The organism is Bacillus sp. 9.4, assembly GCF_055486415.1.
The window spans coordinates 1-18,824 of sequence record NZ_JBVFMU010000002.1 but is presented as its reverse complement, the minus strand read 5'-3'; the positions used below and the strand labels follow the sequence as shown (position 1 = coordinate 18,824).

Annotated in this window: 2 protein-coding genes and 1 pseudogene; all 3 read right to left on the bottom strand. The window is 46.2% G+C overall.

What is annotated here, in order from left to right; genetic code table 11:
• Positions 1-30: 30 nt before the first annotated feature.
• A complete protein-coding gene (gene ppsE / locus ACZ07B_RS06850; protein ID WP_217019817.1) occupies positions 31-3,870 on the bottom strand; it encodes a plipastatin non-ribosomal peptide synthetase PpsE in 3,840 nt (1,279 codons plus the stop codon).
• Between the two features lie 7 nt (positions 3,871-3,877).
• A complete protein-coding gene (gene ppsD, locus ACZ07B_RS06845) occupies positions 3,878-14,689 on the bottom strand; it encodes a plipastatin non-ribosomal peptide synthetase PpsD (RefSeq protein ID WP_464877041.1) in 10,812 nt (3,603 codons plus the stop codon).
• 25 nt (positions 14,690-14,714) lie between these two features.
• Positions 14,715-18,824 (bottom strand): annotated as a pseudogene (ppsC, locus tag ACZ07B_RS06840) (plipastatin non-ribosomal peptide synthetase PpsC); the annotation flags it as partial.

Genomic DNA, 18,824 nt, shown 5'->3' with positions numbered 1-18,824 from the left:
ACAAAGAATGCTTTTGTCCGCGAATCCGCTCTATTGTTTGTGCGGGATTGCTTTATTTGAAGTGATCTTTTCTAAAATGTCGAGGATGATGTCAGCATTCTTTTCAGCATATGTTCCTTCCAGCATGTCTTTATGAGCGCCAAAACCCGTGTACTCACTATAGTTTCCACAGGCGCCTTCCCATTTCGTTAAGCCTGTATTCTCGCTGGTTTCGGGGCGGATTCCAGCTTCGATGAAATGAATGCTTGCTTTGATGTGCCCTTCATTCAGCAATTGTGCCCAATATGCCTGATAGTTTCTTTTTTTCTTCATCACCTTTTCTCTGACTGCTTCAGGCAGATATGCTGCAGATTCGTCATTCCCGGTATCGATAGGCAAAGGCTGTTCTTTTAGATAAGCGTCCACGATAATGAAGTCGCTGACTTCCAATCCTTTGCGCTCCATAGCCTGTGCCACTTCAAAAGCCAGGTTTCCGCCTGCAGAGTAGCCTAATAAAACGTATGGGCCCTCAGGCTGTATGTCCGTCATGCAATTAACATATTGTTCAATGCGGGTGTCTTGTTCAATAAAGTGAAACCCGTATACGGCTGCCTTCTCATTCAGCAATAAAGCAAGGTCTTTAAAATAAATGCCAAATCCTGATATCGGCGGGAAGCAGAAAAGATTTTGCGTGCCGTACTGGTTCAGTTTGATCACATGCTGTTCATCTGCCGCTGTCAGCTGTTTAGAATAAAGTTTTTCGGCAAGCTGAGCGATTGTCGGATGTTCGAACAAGAAATCAATCGGTATGTCAATGTGCTGCTGATGTTTTAGTGTATGTATGACTTGCAGTGCTTTTAGTGAATGTCCGCCAATAGCAAAGAAGTCATCATCAATACTGATTGTGTTAACACCGAGGACTTGCTTCCAAATGTTCGCCAATTCTTCTTCAACCAAGTTTCTTGGCAATATGATGTCCTGTCGTTTGGCAGGCTTATTTTCTGGAATAGGCAGCGCGCTGCGGTCTATTTTTCCGTTTCCGGTAAGCGGCATCCGCTCCACACGCACCCAGTGCTGCGGGATCATATAGTCTGGAAGCACACGCGCCAAATCGGCGCGAAAATCCATATCTGTTTTTTTGTGATCACCGACGTAATGAGTGTACAGCTGCGCCTCTCCATCTTTTTCTCTCAATGTCACTGCTGCTTCTTGAACGCCTTCCATTTCTAACAGTCGCGCTTCTATTTCGGCAGGCTCAATTCGTTTTCCGCGGATTTTCATTTGCCTGTCAATTCTGCTGATGTATTCTAAGTTTCCATCAGGCAGCCAGCGCGCCAAATCACCGGTACGGTATATTCTTTCTCCAGGCAAGAAAGGATGAGGAGAAAACACAGCATTTGTCAGATCTTCTCTGTTCAAATAGCCTTTAGCGACTCCATCACCGCCAACACAAAGCTCGCCGGGAACGCCTATTGGCAAAAGACGTCCTTTTGTATCTAAGATGTAAGCGGTGCTATTACTGATTGGTTTTCCAATCGGAATCGGCCCCGCATAGTCTCTCTTCATTTCAAAAAAGGTTGAAAAAGTCGTGTTTTCCGTAGGCCCGTAAATATTATGAAGCGCGAGATCTGAACAGGCGTGTCTGACGGCATTCATCAGGGCAGGAGAGAGTGCTTCTCCTCCGACATATAACGTATGGAGTCCGCGAAACATGTCAGCTCGTACCTGTGCCAGCTGATTAAAAAGAGCCGTCGTTAAAAATAGCACTGTGATGCCATTTTCAAGCAAATACGCTCCAAACCGATCAGGTGTCAGCATTGTCGATTTATCAATGATATGAAGGCTTGCGCCATTTAAAAGTGCCCCGAACATTTCAAAGGTGACGGCGTCAAAGCTGATAGATCCAGTCATAATAAACCGGTCATCACCGGACGCAGACGTGTAATTGCTGTTGCTGACAAGGGACACGACATTGCGATTCGTGATCATGACCCCTTTCGGCCGGCCTGTTGATCCTGAGGTATACATGATATATGCAAGATCATCTGGACTGGAGCTGCTGTTGATAGGAAAATGATTCTCTTCCATCAATGCCTGCGCATCTGCAATCATACATGTTCCTGAGAACGCAGCATTTTGCTCCAGCCCCTTTTGAACAATCAGTATTTTTGCCTGCGTTTCCTCAAGCATAAAGCTGACTCGTTCAGGCGGAAGCTCCGCATCAAGCGGGAGGTATGCTCCCCCTGCTTTTAATACGGCAAGCACACTGATCATGAATTCGGGAGAATGTGCAGCCAATATTCCGGCTGTCTCGTTTTTCCGAAATCCCTTTTGAATTAACTCTCTGGCGAGCGCATTAGAGCGTTTATCAAGCTCTTTATACGAAATAGACATATTGCCATACACAAGTGCGGTATGGTCTGGCGTTTTTTCTGCTTGTTCGCGAAATAAATCGATAATTGTATGATTCTTTGGATACTCCGTTTTTGTATTGTTGAACTGTGTGACAATCTGCTCTTTTTCTGTTGCATCAAGAAAAGAAAAATCAGCAATTGGCATATGAGGGTGCTGTGCCGCTGTGCTAAGCGCTTGCGTAAATTGCCTCTTGATACAGCTGATCCAGGCAGCATCGTAAACAAACGCATTATAGCTGAACTTGATGACAAGCTCTTCGCCGGGAGCAACGACAAGATTAAAGTTATATCCTGATTGCTCGGATACTTGAACTTGATCGATTTGCAGCGGTGAATCGGTTTGATCAGCGGAATCGGCGATTTTCTGCTGTAACGGATAGTTTTCAAAGACGATAATGTGATCAATCAGTTCCTGTTTTAATGCGGTGTTTGCCTGAATATCAAATAAAGGCTGGCAGGTAAACGGCTCAGCTTCCAGCATTTCTTTCTGGCATCGTATGAGCAGCTCGTGAAACGTTTCGTCTTGATGTGTTTTAATTCGAATCGGTATGGTATTGATAAACAACCCTATCATTTGCTCCACGCCTGGGATTTCTGACGGTCTTCCTGATACAACTGCGCCAAACACAACGTCGTCTGTGCGGTTATATTGCTGCAGCATCACACCCCAGACCGTCTGAATAAGGGTAGCGAGCGTGACGCCATGTTGTTTGGCAGTCTCTTTGAGCTTGTCTGTCAGTGGTTTATTTAATGAAAATATCAAATCTTCACGGTGATAACCTTCTTTTGTTTCTTTATCAGACACACGAGGCAGAGGTGATGGAGTGCTGTAGTTTTTTAAATAGGTATCCCAGTAGGCCGCTGCTTTTTCTTTGTCTCGGTTTGTCAGCCAGGAAATATAGGTGCTGTACGGACGGACAGGGTCTAATGAAAGCGGCTTTCCTGCATGAATCGATTGATAAATTTGCATAAATTCCTGCATAACAATACCTAGGCACCATCCGTCCATTAAAATATGATGGTGACTCCAGATACAGACATGCTCATCTTTAGCTGTTTTGAATAGAGAAATCCGCATCAGCATGTCTTTTTGCAGATCAAAGCCTTTTTGCTTGTCCTTCTCTTTAAAGCGTTCAATATACTCATTCTGGTCGTTTGTTGACAGATGAGAAATGTCTTCGCTGTTCAAATGGAATTCACGTTCTGTCATCACGACTTGCCGAGGTCCCGACAAATGCGGGACGTGCGGCAAAAACACGGTTCTGAAAATATCATGGCGGTCGATAATGGCTTGAATGCTGCGCTGAAACCATTCATAGCTGAGGCTTCCTTTAATGGTGAAGAGCGACTGCTCAACGTATGCCCCCTCCTCTTTACGGAGGAAGGAATGATAGAGCATTCCCTCCTGCATGTGACTCAGAGGATAAATGTTCTTGATTTTTTTAATGGTATCCATAGTGTCTGCACCTTTCTTCACGGTTTCATTAGTGAAAACTGAGCATATCAGCAATCTCTTGCAGGGCATCCTCGGTCAGTTCTTGATCATCATAATCGCTGATCGTTTTTTCTGTTTCGCTTTTGTTCTGGCAGTGTTCGATCAGCTGTAATAAAAATTGACGGCAAGTTTCGCTAAGCTGTTCGATGGTTTTGCGCTGAAAACGGGTAGTGTCATAAGTCATATTGACAGTCATTTTCCCTTCTGCAGCGATTGCACTGATATCCAGCGACTGTTCACGGTTCCATGTTGTGCTGATATCACCCCCGGCACCCAGCGGAGAGAATGAGAAGGCGTCCTCCTCAGGTACTTCAGCTGTGCGGCCGCTTTCAAATTGACCAAGATAATTAAAGCTGATTTCTGGTGCACCTGTGAAATTGATGTCTTTTTTGCCAGGCGGAGTCAAATATTTGATGACACCGTAGCCGAATCCTTTGTCAGGTACACGTCTCAGTGTATCTTTTGTTGTTTTTAGCACATGAACCATGTATTCTTCCGAATCTGGCAAGTCTGCGTTCAATTTAACCAATAACGGATAAATGGCGGTAAACCATCCAACCGTCCGGCTCACATCTATTCCTTCTAATACATCCTCTCGCCCGTGGCCCTCTAATGATAGTTTGAAGGCGGATTGATTGGTCCAATGGCGCAGCGCAAGAATGACAGAAGCGAGCAGCATGTCCTGCGTATCAGTGTTATATGCGCTGTTGGCGTCTTTTAAGAGTGCTGCTGTCTCTTTCTCGTTTAAGGTAAACGAAATCGTGGACCGTTGTCCCTCGTGTGCTCTAGTTCCATCGATTTGATCAAAAGACAATGCCTCTGTTTGATACTCTTCGGCTTCGCGCCAATACTTGAGCTGTTTCATTAGCTGCTGGCTTTCAGCGTAGTCAGAGAGCTTTTTCGCATACGCTTTAAACGAGCTTGTTTTAGGCGGCAGTTTGATATCCTCCCCGCCTGCAGCTTGGCGATACCCTAAAGCCAAATCTTCAAGCAGAACCCGCCATGAAATGCCGTCAACGACGAGGTGATGAGCAGATAAAAATAAGAAATCACCGTCAATTGTGTGGAAAAGACCGGCTTGCAGCAGCGGACCATTCTTCAAATCCATTTTCTGCTGAATATCAAGTACATGACGTTTGATAATAGGCTCATACGCGCTATTTCCATCAGTGCCGTCCGGAGCTGATAAATCAATCATCTGAAGGTCGTACAACGCGTCGTCCGAATGACTGAGCGGCCGATTATATTGATCCCACTTTCCTTGTTCATTCTGTGTAAACACCATTCGCAGCGCATCATGATGACACGTTATTGCTTTTAACGTTTTGCGCAGTGCGTCTTCTTGTACAGAGGTGCTTCGATGCAGCATTACGGACTGATTAAAATGGTGTTTTTCTTTTATATCTTGAGAAAGGAACCATTTTTGAACAGGCGACCACTGTACGTCTCCCTCAACCGCAGCTTGGCTGGAACTTGTATCTGAATCACGGATATAAGCTGCCAATTCTTGAATGGTCGGATGGCTAAACAAATCTTTCACTGCCATTTGCTTGCCTATCCGGTGAAGCCGCGCAGATACCTGTAACGCTTTGATCGAATCTCCGCCAAGCTCAAAGAACGAATCAGCTGTTCCGATCTTTTCTGCCCCCAGTACTTCTTTCCATATATCTGCCAGTATTTGTTCCATTTTGCTGGCTGGCGGGAGGAATGGACGTTCACCTTCGTGGTTGTATACAGGTTTTGGAAGTGCTCCGCGATCCAGCTTGCCGTTTGGTGACAATGGAAGTGAGTCCAGTTTTTCAATAAACGCAGGGTGCATAAACACCGGCAGCTTGTTTTGTAATTCTGAGCGTACAGCATTTGTGCTCAACTCTGGTTTTGTCACCACATAAGCACTTAATTCGGTTTGTCCTGACGCTGTTACATGAGCAACTACTGCGGCGTCTTTTACACCATTTATACACCGGATGACCGATTCAATTTCTTTCGTTTCTACACGGTATCCTCTGATTTTGACTTGATCATCGATTCTTCCGAGATATTCGAGTGTACCGTCGGCCATCCATCTGGCGGCGTCTCCTGTTCGGTACATTCGTGCTTCGGGTTTAAATGGATTCTGCGTGAATGCTCTCTCTGTCAGTTCTGGAAGATTGACGTACCCTCTTGCAAGCCCTGTTCCTGCTATACAAAGCTCTCCCGCAACACCGATTGGCTGAAGCTGATGATTGCTATTTAAAATCAGCACTTGAGTCCTGTCAATCGGCTTGCCGATGCTTACGTATGCCTGCTTTTCCATATGTCTCATGACGGTAGTCGCCACGCTGTTTTCTGTCGGTCCATATTCGTTGGCGAGTTCGGTATGCGGACATATAGCTAAGCTGCGGTCGATCAATTCGCGGTCAGCCGCTTCTCCCGCCAGTGTGACGACTCTAAGCGTCTTTACATCTTCCGGCTGCACTATGTCCAAAAGCGCTCGATATAAAACAGGCACTATAATCATATGTGTAATCCGTTGACGAGACAGCTGATGCTTAATGGCCAGAATATCCTTCGCTTCCTCTTCATGAAGCAAAACGGCTTTTGCACCTGACAAAAGCGGTGTAAACATACTAGTTATAAAGCCGTCAAATGAGAAAGAAAAGAGCTGCAGAATGGTATCTGTCTCGTTGAATGCATAAGCGTTTCGCCGCCACTGAAGAGTGTTAGCAATACCTTTATGCTCGACCATTACCCCTTTTGGACGGCCCGTCGTTCCAGAGGTATAAATGATATAAGCCAAATGATGGGCAGACGACATTTGCGGCAGCGGCGATTTGTCGTCTTCCTCTACGCTTTCTATCGTCAAGATCTCTCCTTCAAAGTCAGCAAGTACTCCCAGATCCGCTTCATTTATTGTCATCAGCAGTTTCGTTCCGCTGTCGCTAAGGATATAGCGTTTCCGTTCTGTCGGGTATTCAGGATCAATGGGAACGTAACAGCCTCCGGCTTTCCACACGCCAAGTATGGATGCTATCATACTGAACGAACGATGCATCATGATGCCTACTGGTGTGTCCGGCTTAACACCTCGGCTGCGCAATGCACGTGCGATTCCATTGGACCACTCGTCCAACTCTTGATACGTCAGTGTTTTGTCTCCGCTGACAAGTGCAGAAGCTTTTGGTGTTCGTGCAGCTTGCTGCTCAAACAATTGACTGATTGTTTGAACTCCGTATTGATTCGCTTGCCCGGTGTTAAACTCATTAAGCAGCTGGTGCCGCTCTTCTTGGGTCAGGATGTCGATCTGGTTAAGTGTCACCTCCGGGTTTTTACCGATGATGCTAAGTACATTTGTTAAATGCGATGCCCAGCGTTCAATGGTGGTTTTCTCGAACAATGCGGTTGAATATTCAAAAAGGAAATGAATATTTTCGTCGCCCTCAGATGCCTGTAGTGTCAAATCGAATTTAGAAACGAGATGAGAAACTTGTGCCGGCTTCATTTGCAAATCATGAAGATGCAATGGCTCGTAATCATTATTTTGAACAACTAACATCGCATCAAACACTGGATTTCGGCTCATATCCCGTGTCAATTCAAGCTTATCGACAAGCTCTTCGAATGGGTAATCCTGATGCTCAAAGGCTTCCAATGCTGTCTCACGCACTTCCTGCAAGTACTGTACAAACGGCTTCCCGCCCTCCGGGCGTGTCCGAAGCGCCAGCGTGTTCACAAACATGCCGAGTATCGGCTCAAGATCCTTGTGCGGCCGGCCGGCAATTGGCGAGCCGACGATGATATCTTCCTGTCCGCTTAAGCGTGACAAGAACGCGGTGTAAGCCGCAAGGAGCACCATGTACAGTGTGCTTCCGTTTTCTCGTGCCAGCTTGTGAAGGCCTGATGCAACCTCTGGTTCCAGCGTAAATGAGACCTTGTCACCCGCGAAGCTTCGCACCGGTGGGCGGGCATGATCAGCCGGAAGATCCAGCACAGGCAGCTCGCCCTCGAGCTGCTTCAGCCAGTACGCCCCCTGCGTTTTGTACGCGTCCCCTGTTTTAAATCCTTCTTGCCATACGGCATAATCTTTATATTGAATGCGCAGTGCCGGAAGCTTCCGATTATTGTACAGCTCGCCGAATTCCCGAATCAGAATGTTGACGGAAACACCGTCTGAAATGATGTGATGCATATCAACCAGCAACAGGTGCCGCTCATCTGATACCTTTACGATTTGGGCACGGAACAGCGGCGCTTGGCTGAGATCAAACGGTTTGATAAATGCAGCTGCGGCCTCCTGTTCGGTTCGTGCGCCGAGAACTGTAGTCTGTAACGTAAATGGCACCTCGTCATGGATGCGCTGCACCGGATCGCCTCCTGCGTCCTGTTCGAAGGAGGTCCGAAGCGACTCGTGGCGCTTGATCAGTTCTTTGAAAGCTCTGTCCATCCTTTCAGGATTGAGCTTCCCTTCGAGCTCTAACACAGCCGGCATATTGTAGCCTGTCCCTCCGTCCTCCAGCTGCTGAAGGACATAAATCCGCTTTTGGGCAGAGGAAACCGGATAGGTTTCCTGTTTTTCAGCGGGCTTAATCGCTTCATATGGACTGTCCGTTCCTTCACGGATAACGGTAGCCAGTCCTTCTACCGTCGGATGGGCAAACACATCTTTTAGCGGCACCTGTACATCGAATTCTTTGGCGATCCGTGAGACAAGCGCCGTTGCTTTTAAGGAATGTCCCCCGCGGTCAAAAAAGTTGTCGTGAATCCCGACAGGGCCATTTTTCAGCACGTCCTCCCACAGCTGAGAAAGCTTCATCTCAGTCACGTTTCTCGGCGCTGTGTAGGTCTCCGCATCTGCCGCTCCGTCAGGAGCTGGCAGGGCGTTTCGGTCGAGCTTTCCGCTTGGTGTAACCGGCCACTGTTCCATCTCTATCATATAGGCTGGGACCATGTAGCCCGGCAACAGTCTCTCAAGCTGCGCTCGGATTTCGTTTCTTTGGAGCCCTTCTACATAAGCGCATAATTCCGGCTCGCCGCTGTCTGTCCGTACGGTAACGGCCGCCTCCCTTACGCCTTCTATGCTTCTTAGTGCCGCTTCAATCTCTCCCGGCTCAATCCGGTAGCCGCGAATTTTTACCTGATCATCCAACCGTCCCAGGAATTCAATATTCCCGTCAGGGAGCCAGCGCGCCACGTCTCCTGTTTTGTACATGCGTTCCCCCGGGTAAAACGGGTCTTCAAGAAAACGCTCCTCCGTTAATGCCGGCCGATTCAAATAACCTCTGGCAACACCCGCTCCGGCAATGTACAGTTCGCCGATACATCCAGCAGGCAGCATCCGCTGATTCTGATTCAGGATATATAATCTGACATGATGAACAGGTTTTCCAATTGGGATCCGTTCAAGTTTTTCATGCGGCGGACAATCAAAGAATGCAGCTTCTACGGTTGCTTCCGTTGGCCCATAGGAATTGGTTATTGAAACATTTGGAAGCAACTCGTAAAATCGGGAGACAAGATGGGTCCCCAGCTGTTCTCCCCCAGAAAACACTCGCTTGAGTCTGTTTGTCTTAATCGGTACAGAGCGATATTTTATATGTTCTAAAAATGCATGGAGCATTGAAGGCACAAAATGCATAGCTGTGATCTTTTGTTCTTCTATGGCCTTCGCGATCACTTCAGGTTCTTTTTCGCCTCCCTGAGGAAGCAGATAAACAGAAGCTCCGGCATAAGGCCACCAAAACAGCTCCCATATTGAAGCATCGAATGAATATGATGTTTTGTGCATAATCATATCTGAATGCTTTAGCTGATAGCGGGACTGTAGGGAATTCAAAAAATTCACCGCTGATCGATGTTCAATTTCAACACCCTTAGGCATCCCGGTAGAGCCGGATGTATAGATGACATAGGCTAAAGATTGCGGGAGAACATCCACATTCGGATTGGACAAACGATGTGCCAGTCCGCTATTTGTCTGATTGAGATAGACAATCTCTCCTGTAAATGCCGGAATATGAAGGCTGGCAGACTGAAGCAGGAGAATGTTTGTACCGCTGTCCTCCAGCAGAAAGCTGATTCGTTCTTCCGGATAATCCGGGTCGATGGGCAGATAAGCGCCGCCAGCTTTAAGAATGCCATAAATGCCAAGCAGCATTTCAGGTGAACGCTTTCCTATAATGGCAACAGTCGTTTCGGGTTTTACCCCCCGTCCAATTAGCTCCCAGGCGATACGGTTAGCCTGTTCGTTCAATTCTTTATAGGTCATCACTCCATCTTCGAAGATAACGGCCGCCTGATCAGGCGTTTTTGCTGCCTGCTGTTCGAGTGCATAGTGGAGCGTTTGATTCATTGAATAGCCCGTCTCCTCATACGGATGGCATGATTCAATGAAATCTCTCTCTTCTTCTTTTGTTAAGATTGGAATATCGTCCAATTCTGTTTCAGGGCTGGCAGCTGTATGTTCCACAAGCGTGGTGAAAAGGCTGGCCCACCTTTGGATGGTTTCTTTCTCAAACAAAGCTGTACTGTATTCAAACTGACAGAAAAGCTCGGAATCATGCTCTGTAACGTATAGGGAAATATCAAATTTTGATATTGGGTGCTCCAAGTCGTTCCACTGAAGCTGTACATCATTCATTTTTAGCTTTTGCTGTTCCATATTCTGAAGGACTAGCGTTGTGTCAAACAAAGGATTCCGGCTCATTTCCCGCTGCACACCGAGTTTGTCCACAAGCTCTTCAAACGGGTAATCCTGATGCTCATACGCTTCTAGTGCCGTCTGTCTGACTTCTTTTAGGAATTCCTCAAATGTCTTATTACCCGCCGGGCGTGTGCGGAGAGCCAATGTATTGACGAACATCCCAAGAACAGCTTCAAGGTCGGCATGGGGCCGCCCGGCGATAGGTGAACCAATCACGATATCATCCTGACCGCTTAACCGAGACAAAAAGGCTGAATACAAAGCGAGAAGCGTCATATAAAGCGTGCTTCTGTTTTTATGGGCGAGCCGCTTTATGCGGGCCGTGATCTCTTTGTCCAATTGAAAGGTTACTTTTCCGCCTATGAATTGCCGTTCTGCCGGACGTCGTTTATCTGTTGGAAGCTCCAGTATAGGAAGGTCCCCGCTAAACTGCTGCTGCCAGTAAGTCTCCTGCTTTTGGTACGAGTCTCCCTTTTTAAATTTCTGCTGCCATACGGCATAATCTTTATATTGGATCCGCAATGGCTTAAGCTGCCGGTTTGCATAAAGATCGGTAAATTCTCTGATTAGGTGCTGAACGGATACACCATCTGAAATGATATGGTGCATATCTACCAGCAATACATGCTTCTCGTTTGACACTTCTATAAGGCCTGCTCTAAATAATGGCGCCTGGCTGAGATCAAAGGGACGGACAAATCCCTCGATAGTGGTCTCTTTACTTAACGTAAACGGCACTTCGGTGTGGATACGCTGAACCGGCTCGTCATCAGCTCCGGATACAAAGGAAGTTCGAAGCGGCTCATGCCGATTGATCAGTTCTTTACATACAGCAGACAGTTTGGCGACATCCAGTGCACCTTCCAGTTCTAAGACCGCAGGCATGTTATAGGCGACACCCTCATCAAGCTGTTGAAGCACATACATTCGTTTTTGGGCCGAAGATACAGGATATGTACCCCTTTCTTCTGCTGGTTCAATTGCTGCATACGGATTTTGTTCTGCCTCTCGAATGATTGAAGCTAATCCTTCAACAGTCGGATGGGCAAAGATGTCCTTTAGCGGAACTTGCACATGGAATTCCTTTGCGATCCGTGACATAAGCACTGTTGCTTTTAACGAGTGGCCGCCATGGTCAAAAAAGTTGTCTTGGATGCCTATATGGCCATTATTCAGTACATCTTCAAATAGTTGTGAAAGCTTTGCCTCTAACAGATTACGAGGGGCGGTATAAGGATTTCCGCTGATTGAAGCATCTGGCCCCGGAAGTGCTGCGCGATCTACTTTTCCATTTGGGGTAAGAGGTATGCTGTCAACCCATATCCATTTCGCCGGAATCATGTATTCTGGGAGCTCACTAGCAATATAACTGCGTAAATCTATTGCGTTCAGCTTTTGTACACTGCAATAGTAAGCGCATAATTCATGTTCACCGTTTTGATCTTGCCAGATGAGAATGGCAGCCTCACTAATGTCCGGGTGATTCATTAACGTGACTTCGATTTCTTGCGGCTCAATTCGATAACCTCTGATTTTCACTTGATTGTCTGCCCGTCCGATATATTCGATGTTGCCGTCTTCAAGCCGTCTGGCCAAATCACCTGTCCGGTACATGATCGCACCAGGCTTGAATGGATCGGATGAAAATTTGTCGCTTGTCAGTTTATCGTGATTGACATATCCTCTGGCAACACTTGCGCCGGAAATATAGAGTTCGCCTGGTACGCCGCATGGCTGAAGCTGTTTTTGATGATTCAAAATATATAGATCAGTACAGCCTATCGGTTTACCGATTGGCGGAAGCTCAGGAATAGGGTCTCCAGGATGAATGGTATACGTAGATACCACATGAGTTTCTGAAGGTCCGTAATGATTGTGCAGGTGTATGCCGCGTTCACGCAACACATCTTGGAAAAGGTCTGAAATCATTAATTGTTCCCCGGCTGCGATCAGGTGTTTGACGCCATCAGGAAACGAGTTCGCAAGTTCTCGCTCGCTGAAAATCATTTTGATAAAAGCAGTTGGGAGAAACACAATATTCGTCTGATGCTTGTTTATAAATGCAAACAGCTGAGGCACATCTCTTTTTATGGCTTCTGGCACGATGTGGAGTGTGCCGCCTTTCAGAAGCGCAGAAAATATTTCTTGATAGCAGACGTCGAAGGAAGGTGTAGCAAATTGCAGAACATCTGCTTCAAAGTCAATGCCGGAGTGAGTATATTCGAACTTCAGCAAGTTAGCCATGTTTCGATGCTCAAATTGAACACCCTTTGGTTTACCTGTTGTGCCTGATGTATAAATCATATACAGCAGATCGTCAGCATTGTTGACTGACTTTATGTTACTGCCGTCTACTTTGCTTTCGATATCTTCTGGATGAGTGATAATGTAATTGTCTTCTAACGATGAGGAAAGATGCGCTTGTGAAACAACATGCGAACAGCCGCAATCATGCAGAATATAACGGATTCTGTCAGCCGGGTAATGCGGATCAACCGGAACAATGGCGCCGCCTGCCTTTAAGATTCCAAGAACGCCGGTGATAAACGCCGCAGAGCGATCCATCATAATCGCAACGGGTTCCTGTCTCACAACGCCTTTCATTCGTAAATGCCGTGCCAATCTGTTAGCCGCTTTATTCAGTTCTCTGTATGTTAATGAGCAGGCTTGATCAATTACAGCATGAGCATCTGGTGTCTTTTCCGCTTGCTTTTCAAACATGGCATGGATGGTTTCGTAAACTGGTGTTCGATCTGTGATTTCTCCAATCAGCTGCCGCTTTTCAGTATCTGTCGTGATATCGATTTCTTCAGGTGGAAGATTCGGATTATTTAAGATTTGTGATACAGCATTCAGAAGATGCTCTTTGACAGAAAGCACAAAAGACCGATCGTGCCGCTCCGCATCATAGTTCATTTTGATATGAATTTCTTCCCCTGGCGCCACCATAAGATAAAAGCTGTAGTTGGTTTCATCTGCGACAGTGAAATTATGAATCTGAAAAAGATCAGAAGCATGTTCCTGTTTGTTCAGCATTTGAATCTCTTGCTGCACCGGATAGTTTTCAAATACGAGAATATGATCAATCAGCCCTTGCTTAACAGCTGAGCGGGATTGAATCTCATATAAAGGGTGGTAGCTGTACGCTTCAGCGGCAAGACGGTCTTTTTGCATATCTTTTATAAGTTGAAGAAATGGCGTTTTTGCCCCTTGCACCCGAACCGGCATCGTATTAATGAAAAGACCTACCATATGTTCAATGCCTTCGATTTCTGCGGGTCTTCCTGAAATGACAGAACCGAATACGGCGTCATCGTTATTATTATATTTTTGTAGCAGAATGCCCCAAATGGTATGAAAAATCGTACTGAGTGTCACTTCTTCTCTAGCAGCAAGCTCTGAAAGCCTGCTGCTTTCTTCCTTAGATAATGAAAATGTAACGTGTTCCTGCCTGCTTTTTCCCTTTGTTTTTTTCTGCTTCGGGAGCACGGTTTGCTGTTCGTGGCCGGAAAGATAATGGTCCCAATAAGAAACCGCCTGCTCTTTGTCTTGCTCCATCAGCCATTTGATATACTTTCCGTATGGCTGGACCGGCTCCAATGTTATTGGGGATGCATTTACATAAGATGCGTAAATATGCAGAAACTCCTTTAGCACAATGCTGAGGCACCAACCGTCCATCATGATATGATGAAAGGTCCAAATGCAAGTGTACTGGCTCTCTCCTGTTTGAATAAGAGAGATGCGCATGAGCACATCCTTTTGCAAATGAAACCCCCGGTCCCGGTCTTTTTCTTTCCATTGCTCGATAAACTGTGATTGCTCCGCCTCGTTTAAATGAGTAATGTCTTCTTCCAGTACGATGACATTTCGTTCTCTCAGAACAACCTGCTGAGGGGAGGAAACATTTTGGCTGATAAAAATCGTTCTGAAAATATCATGTCTTTCTACAAGAGCGTTGATGCTGTTTTGAAAAAACTGCGGGTTGACTTTTCCTTCTATTGTAAAAGAAGCTTGCTCAACATACGCCTGTGAATCTTTTTGCAGGAGGGAATGGAAAAGCATCCCTTCCTGCATGTAAGACAGCGGATAAATATCCTGAATTGAATTCGCTTTTGTCATGTTCATGTCTCCCTGTCACGATTTTCTACAATTCTTCCACCAAGCTGGATATGCTGTCCAAGTCCTCAGCCGTTAATGATTGACTGCTGAAATCGCTCAGTGTCTTTTCTGCTTTCTGTTGACCGGCGCAGTGTTTCATAATGTCCAGCAAAAAGTGTTCAATCCTGTTAATAAGCTGCTCCATTGTGTTTCTGTGAAAGCGGGCTGGCGGATAACTAAGATTGAAATGGAGCTTTTTGTCTGCTGCCATTGCGCTCATCTCGATAATTTGCTCGCGCTTCCATGTATGAGTGATATCCTTTCCGCTACCAAGGCTTGATGGGCGGAAGGTGTCCTGTCTTTCGATGTCGTTGAACTGGCCCAAATAGTTAAAGCTGATTTCAGGTGTTTTTGAAAACGTAATGCTTTTATTTTCAGGGTGTGTAAGGTATTTCAGCATACCGTAACCTACCCCTTTGTTTGGTATCCGGCCCAGTGTATCTTTAACGGTTTTTACTGCGGTTCCGAGCTCATCCCTATGATTTTCAAAGCTTATGAGGGCCGGATACATGGATGTAAACCAGCCGACCGTCCTGCTGATATCTAACTCTGGCAGAATGTGTTCTCTCCCGTGTCCTTCCATAGCGATACGGAGCTTACTTCCTCCTGTCCATTCACAAATCGCCAAGGATGCTGCGGTTAACAGAATATCTTGTGTATCTGTGCCATAGGCGTAATTGACGTTTTGCAGCAAGACGGCGGTGTCTGCTTCAGTCAGTGAAAAGCTTAATGAGTCCCTTTTGCTGGAGTCGATGTTCACATGATGCGGTATTTCATATGGCAGTTCTGCGGCTTGCTGTTCTTCTACACTTCGCCAATACGCCTCTTCGCGAATCAGCTTACTGCTTTGGGCATATTCCTGTATGCGTCTTGCGTATTCCTGATAGGAATCAGTTTTAGGCGGAAGCTGGATCGTCTGGCCTGCAGCAGCTTGTTGATATCCTGCTGACAAATCCTCCAGCAAAATCCGCCATGAGACACCATCAACGACAAGGTGATGGATCGCAAGGAACAAGTAATCTCCGGTCAGTGTTTTAAACAAAGCGGCGTGCAACAATGGTCCTTCCTGCAAATTGATGCTTTGCTGAAGATCTGCAACTTCTTGTTTGACTTGCGTCTCCCAGCCGCTTTCTGACTGTGAAAGATCAGAGGTTCTTAAGCTGTATAGCTGTAACTCATGAATGCCTTGGTTGATTTGAATCCATCGCCTGCCATCGTTGCGATAAACCATCCGAAGCGCATCATGATGCTCCGCCAGTTTTTTCAAGGCTGGTCTAAGGGCGTTTTCAGACAAACGTCCAGAATGGAATAGCATGACAGACTGATTGAAATGGTGTCTTTCTTCAATATCTTGTGAAAAAAACCATTGCTGAACAGGCGTCCAAGGAACGTCTCCCTGAACGGGTCCTTGCTCTATGATTCTCTCTGACTTACAGATAAATGGTGATAAGTCCTTTATCTTTGGATGACGGAATAAATCACTTACCTGCAAGCTTAGCCCATAGCGCCCAAGGCGTGCAGAAACTTGAAGCGCTTTGATTGAATCTCCGCCCAATTCAAAAAACGAATCCTCTATTCCGATCCTCTGGATGCCGAGAACCTCCTGCCAGATCAACACAAGTTGGTCTTCAAGGTCATTTCGAGGCGGAGCGTACGTTTGTTTAGATGTGAAATTTGGTTCAGGAAGTGCTTTTCGGTTCAATTTGCCGTTTGATGTGAGCGGAAGAGTCTCCATTTCAATAATGTACGCCGGGATCATATAGTTTGGCAGCGAACGCGCGAGAAGTGAACGCACTTGTTCAGCATTCGTGCCTGCTTTTACGCTGATATAGCCAAACAGCTCTTTGCTCCCGGTCTGGGCTGTACGTGCTAACACTGCGGCTTCTTTGACCCCGTCTATTTGACGAAGTGCTGATTCGATTTCACCCAGCTCCACACGATAGCCTCTGACTTTTACTTGATCATCAATACGGCCAACGTACTCAATTGTGCCATCAGGAAGCCAGCGTGCCAGATCACCTGTGCGATACAGTCGATCGCCAGGTGCAAATGGATGTGGGACAAATTTCTCTTTCGTTAAATCAGGACGGCCCAAATATCCTCTGGCGACGCCATCTCCGCCGACACAAAGTTCACCGACAGCTCCGACCGGCTGCAGCACTCCCCATTGATTTAAGATATAAGCGGTGGAATTACCAACCGGCCGCCCGATCGGAATGGAAAGTTCATATGTTTTTTGAATGTGAAGGCATGTCGAAAAAGTTGTATTTTCGGTAGGGCCATATCCATTCCATATAGATACTTCAGGGCAGACATTTCTGATTCGATTGACGTGGCTCGGCGACAAAGCTTCTCCGCCTATAATCAAATGTTTCAGCTGTGAAAATGTTTGTTCATTTTGTTCTGTCAAATGATTGAATAGAGAAGATGTCAGCCAAATCGTTGTGATTCCTTGATGTTCTATGTACCTCTTAAGCTGATGGGAATCGAGAAATGTTTGTTGATCGGACAGATGCAAAGCGGCACCATTTAGCAGCGGTCCGAAAATTTCAAATGACCCAACGTCGAAACCGATTGATGATGTCATCAGAAGGCGGTCTTCAGGTGTAAATGTAATATAATTGCTGTTTTTAACAAGACGAATTACACTTCGCTGCTCAATCATGACACCCTTTGGTTTACCGGTTGATCCAGAGGTATAAATGATATATGCGAGTGAATGTGGCCCTGCTGAAGAATCAACGTTCTTCGTTTTTCCTTGCTTTTGAATATCTTCGATTATGATTTGTTCACATTCAATGTCTAATAGTTGTTTTTCTGTTTTTTCAGATTGAAGGAGTAATGCCGCCCCGCTGTCTGACAGCATATAAGCTATTCGTTCAACAGGCAGATCAGAAGCAATAGGCAGATAGGCTCCCCCGGCTTTTAGAATGCCCAGCATTCCTGCAATGAGTTCTGGTGTTCTGCCTGTCAACAAGGCTACAACACTATCAGGCCCTACGCCCTTAATCTGTAGAACTGAGGCAATTTGATTTGCCCAGCTGTTCAGGTCCTCGTAAGTAAATACTTGGGTGTCGCTGACAATCGCTACAGCATTAGGCGTTTGTTCAGCCTGCATTTCAAAGAGTCTGCTGATGGTTTCATTTCTTGGATAATCTATTTTTGTACGATTGAGCTCGTGGATAAGGTAATGGGTCTCATCCTCATTCAGGATATTTATTGTTCCGAGAGCGGCTTTGTTGTCTTTGATGATGGAGAGTAACATATTGATGAAGTATTGAAGCCACTTTTCTATCGTTTTTTTCTTATATAAGTCAGTACTAAACTCCATTTGGAACGTCAGCAAACCGTGGAGCTGTTCCTGAGCATATAGGGTTAAATCAAATTTGGACGTTTGATGCCCATTGTTTGCTGCAGGTTTGAGACAAAGTTCATCCAGCTCCAACGATTCCTGATCCATGTTTTGAAGAACAAACATTACGTCAAACAGCGGATTTCTGCTCATATCCCGTGTCAATTCAAGCTTATCAACAAGCTCTTCGAACGGGTAATCTTGGTGCTCAAAGGCTTCCAATGCTGTCTCACGCACTTCCTGCAAATACTGTACGAATGGCTTCCCGCCCTCCGGGCGTGTCCGAAGCACGAGCGTGTTCACAAACATGCCGAGTATCGGCTCAAGATCCTTGTGCGGACGGCCGGCAATTGGCGAGCCAACGATGATATCCTCCTGTCCGCTTAAGCGTGACAAGAACGCGGTGTAAGCCGCAAGGAGCACCATGTACAGTGTGCTTCCGTTTTCTCGTGCCAGCTTGTGAAGGCCTGATGTAACCTCTGGTTCCAGCGTAAATGAGACCTTGTCACCCGCGAAGCTTCGCACCGGCGGGCGGGCATGATCAGCCGGAAGATCCATCACAGGCAGCTCGCCCTCGAGCTGCTTCAGCCAGTACGCCTCCTGCGTTTTGTACGCGTCCCCTGTTTTAAATCCTTCTTGCCATACGGCATAGTCTTTATATTGAATGCGCAGTGCCGGAAGCTTCCGATTATTGTACAGCTCGCCGAATTCCCGAATCAGAATGTTGACGGAAACACCGTCTGA

Coding starts and splice junctions, on each gene's coding strand:
- ppsD (WP_464877041.1), bottom strand. CDS start 14,689: ATGACAAAAGCGAATTCAATTCAGGATATTTATCCGCTGTCTTACATG.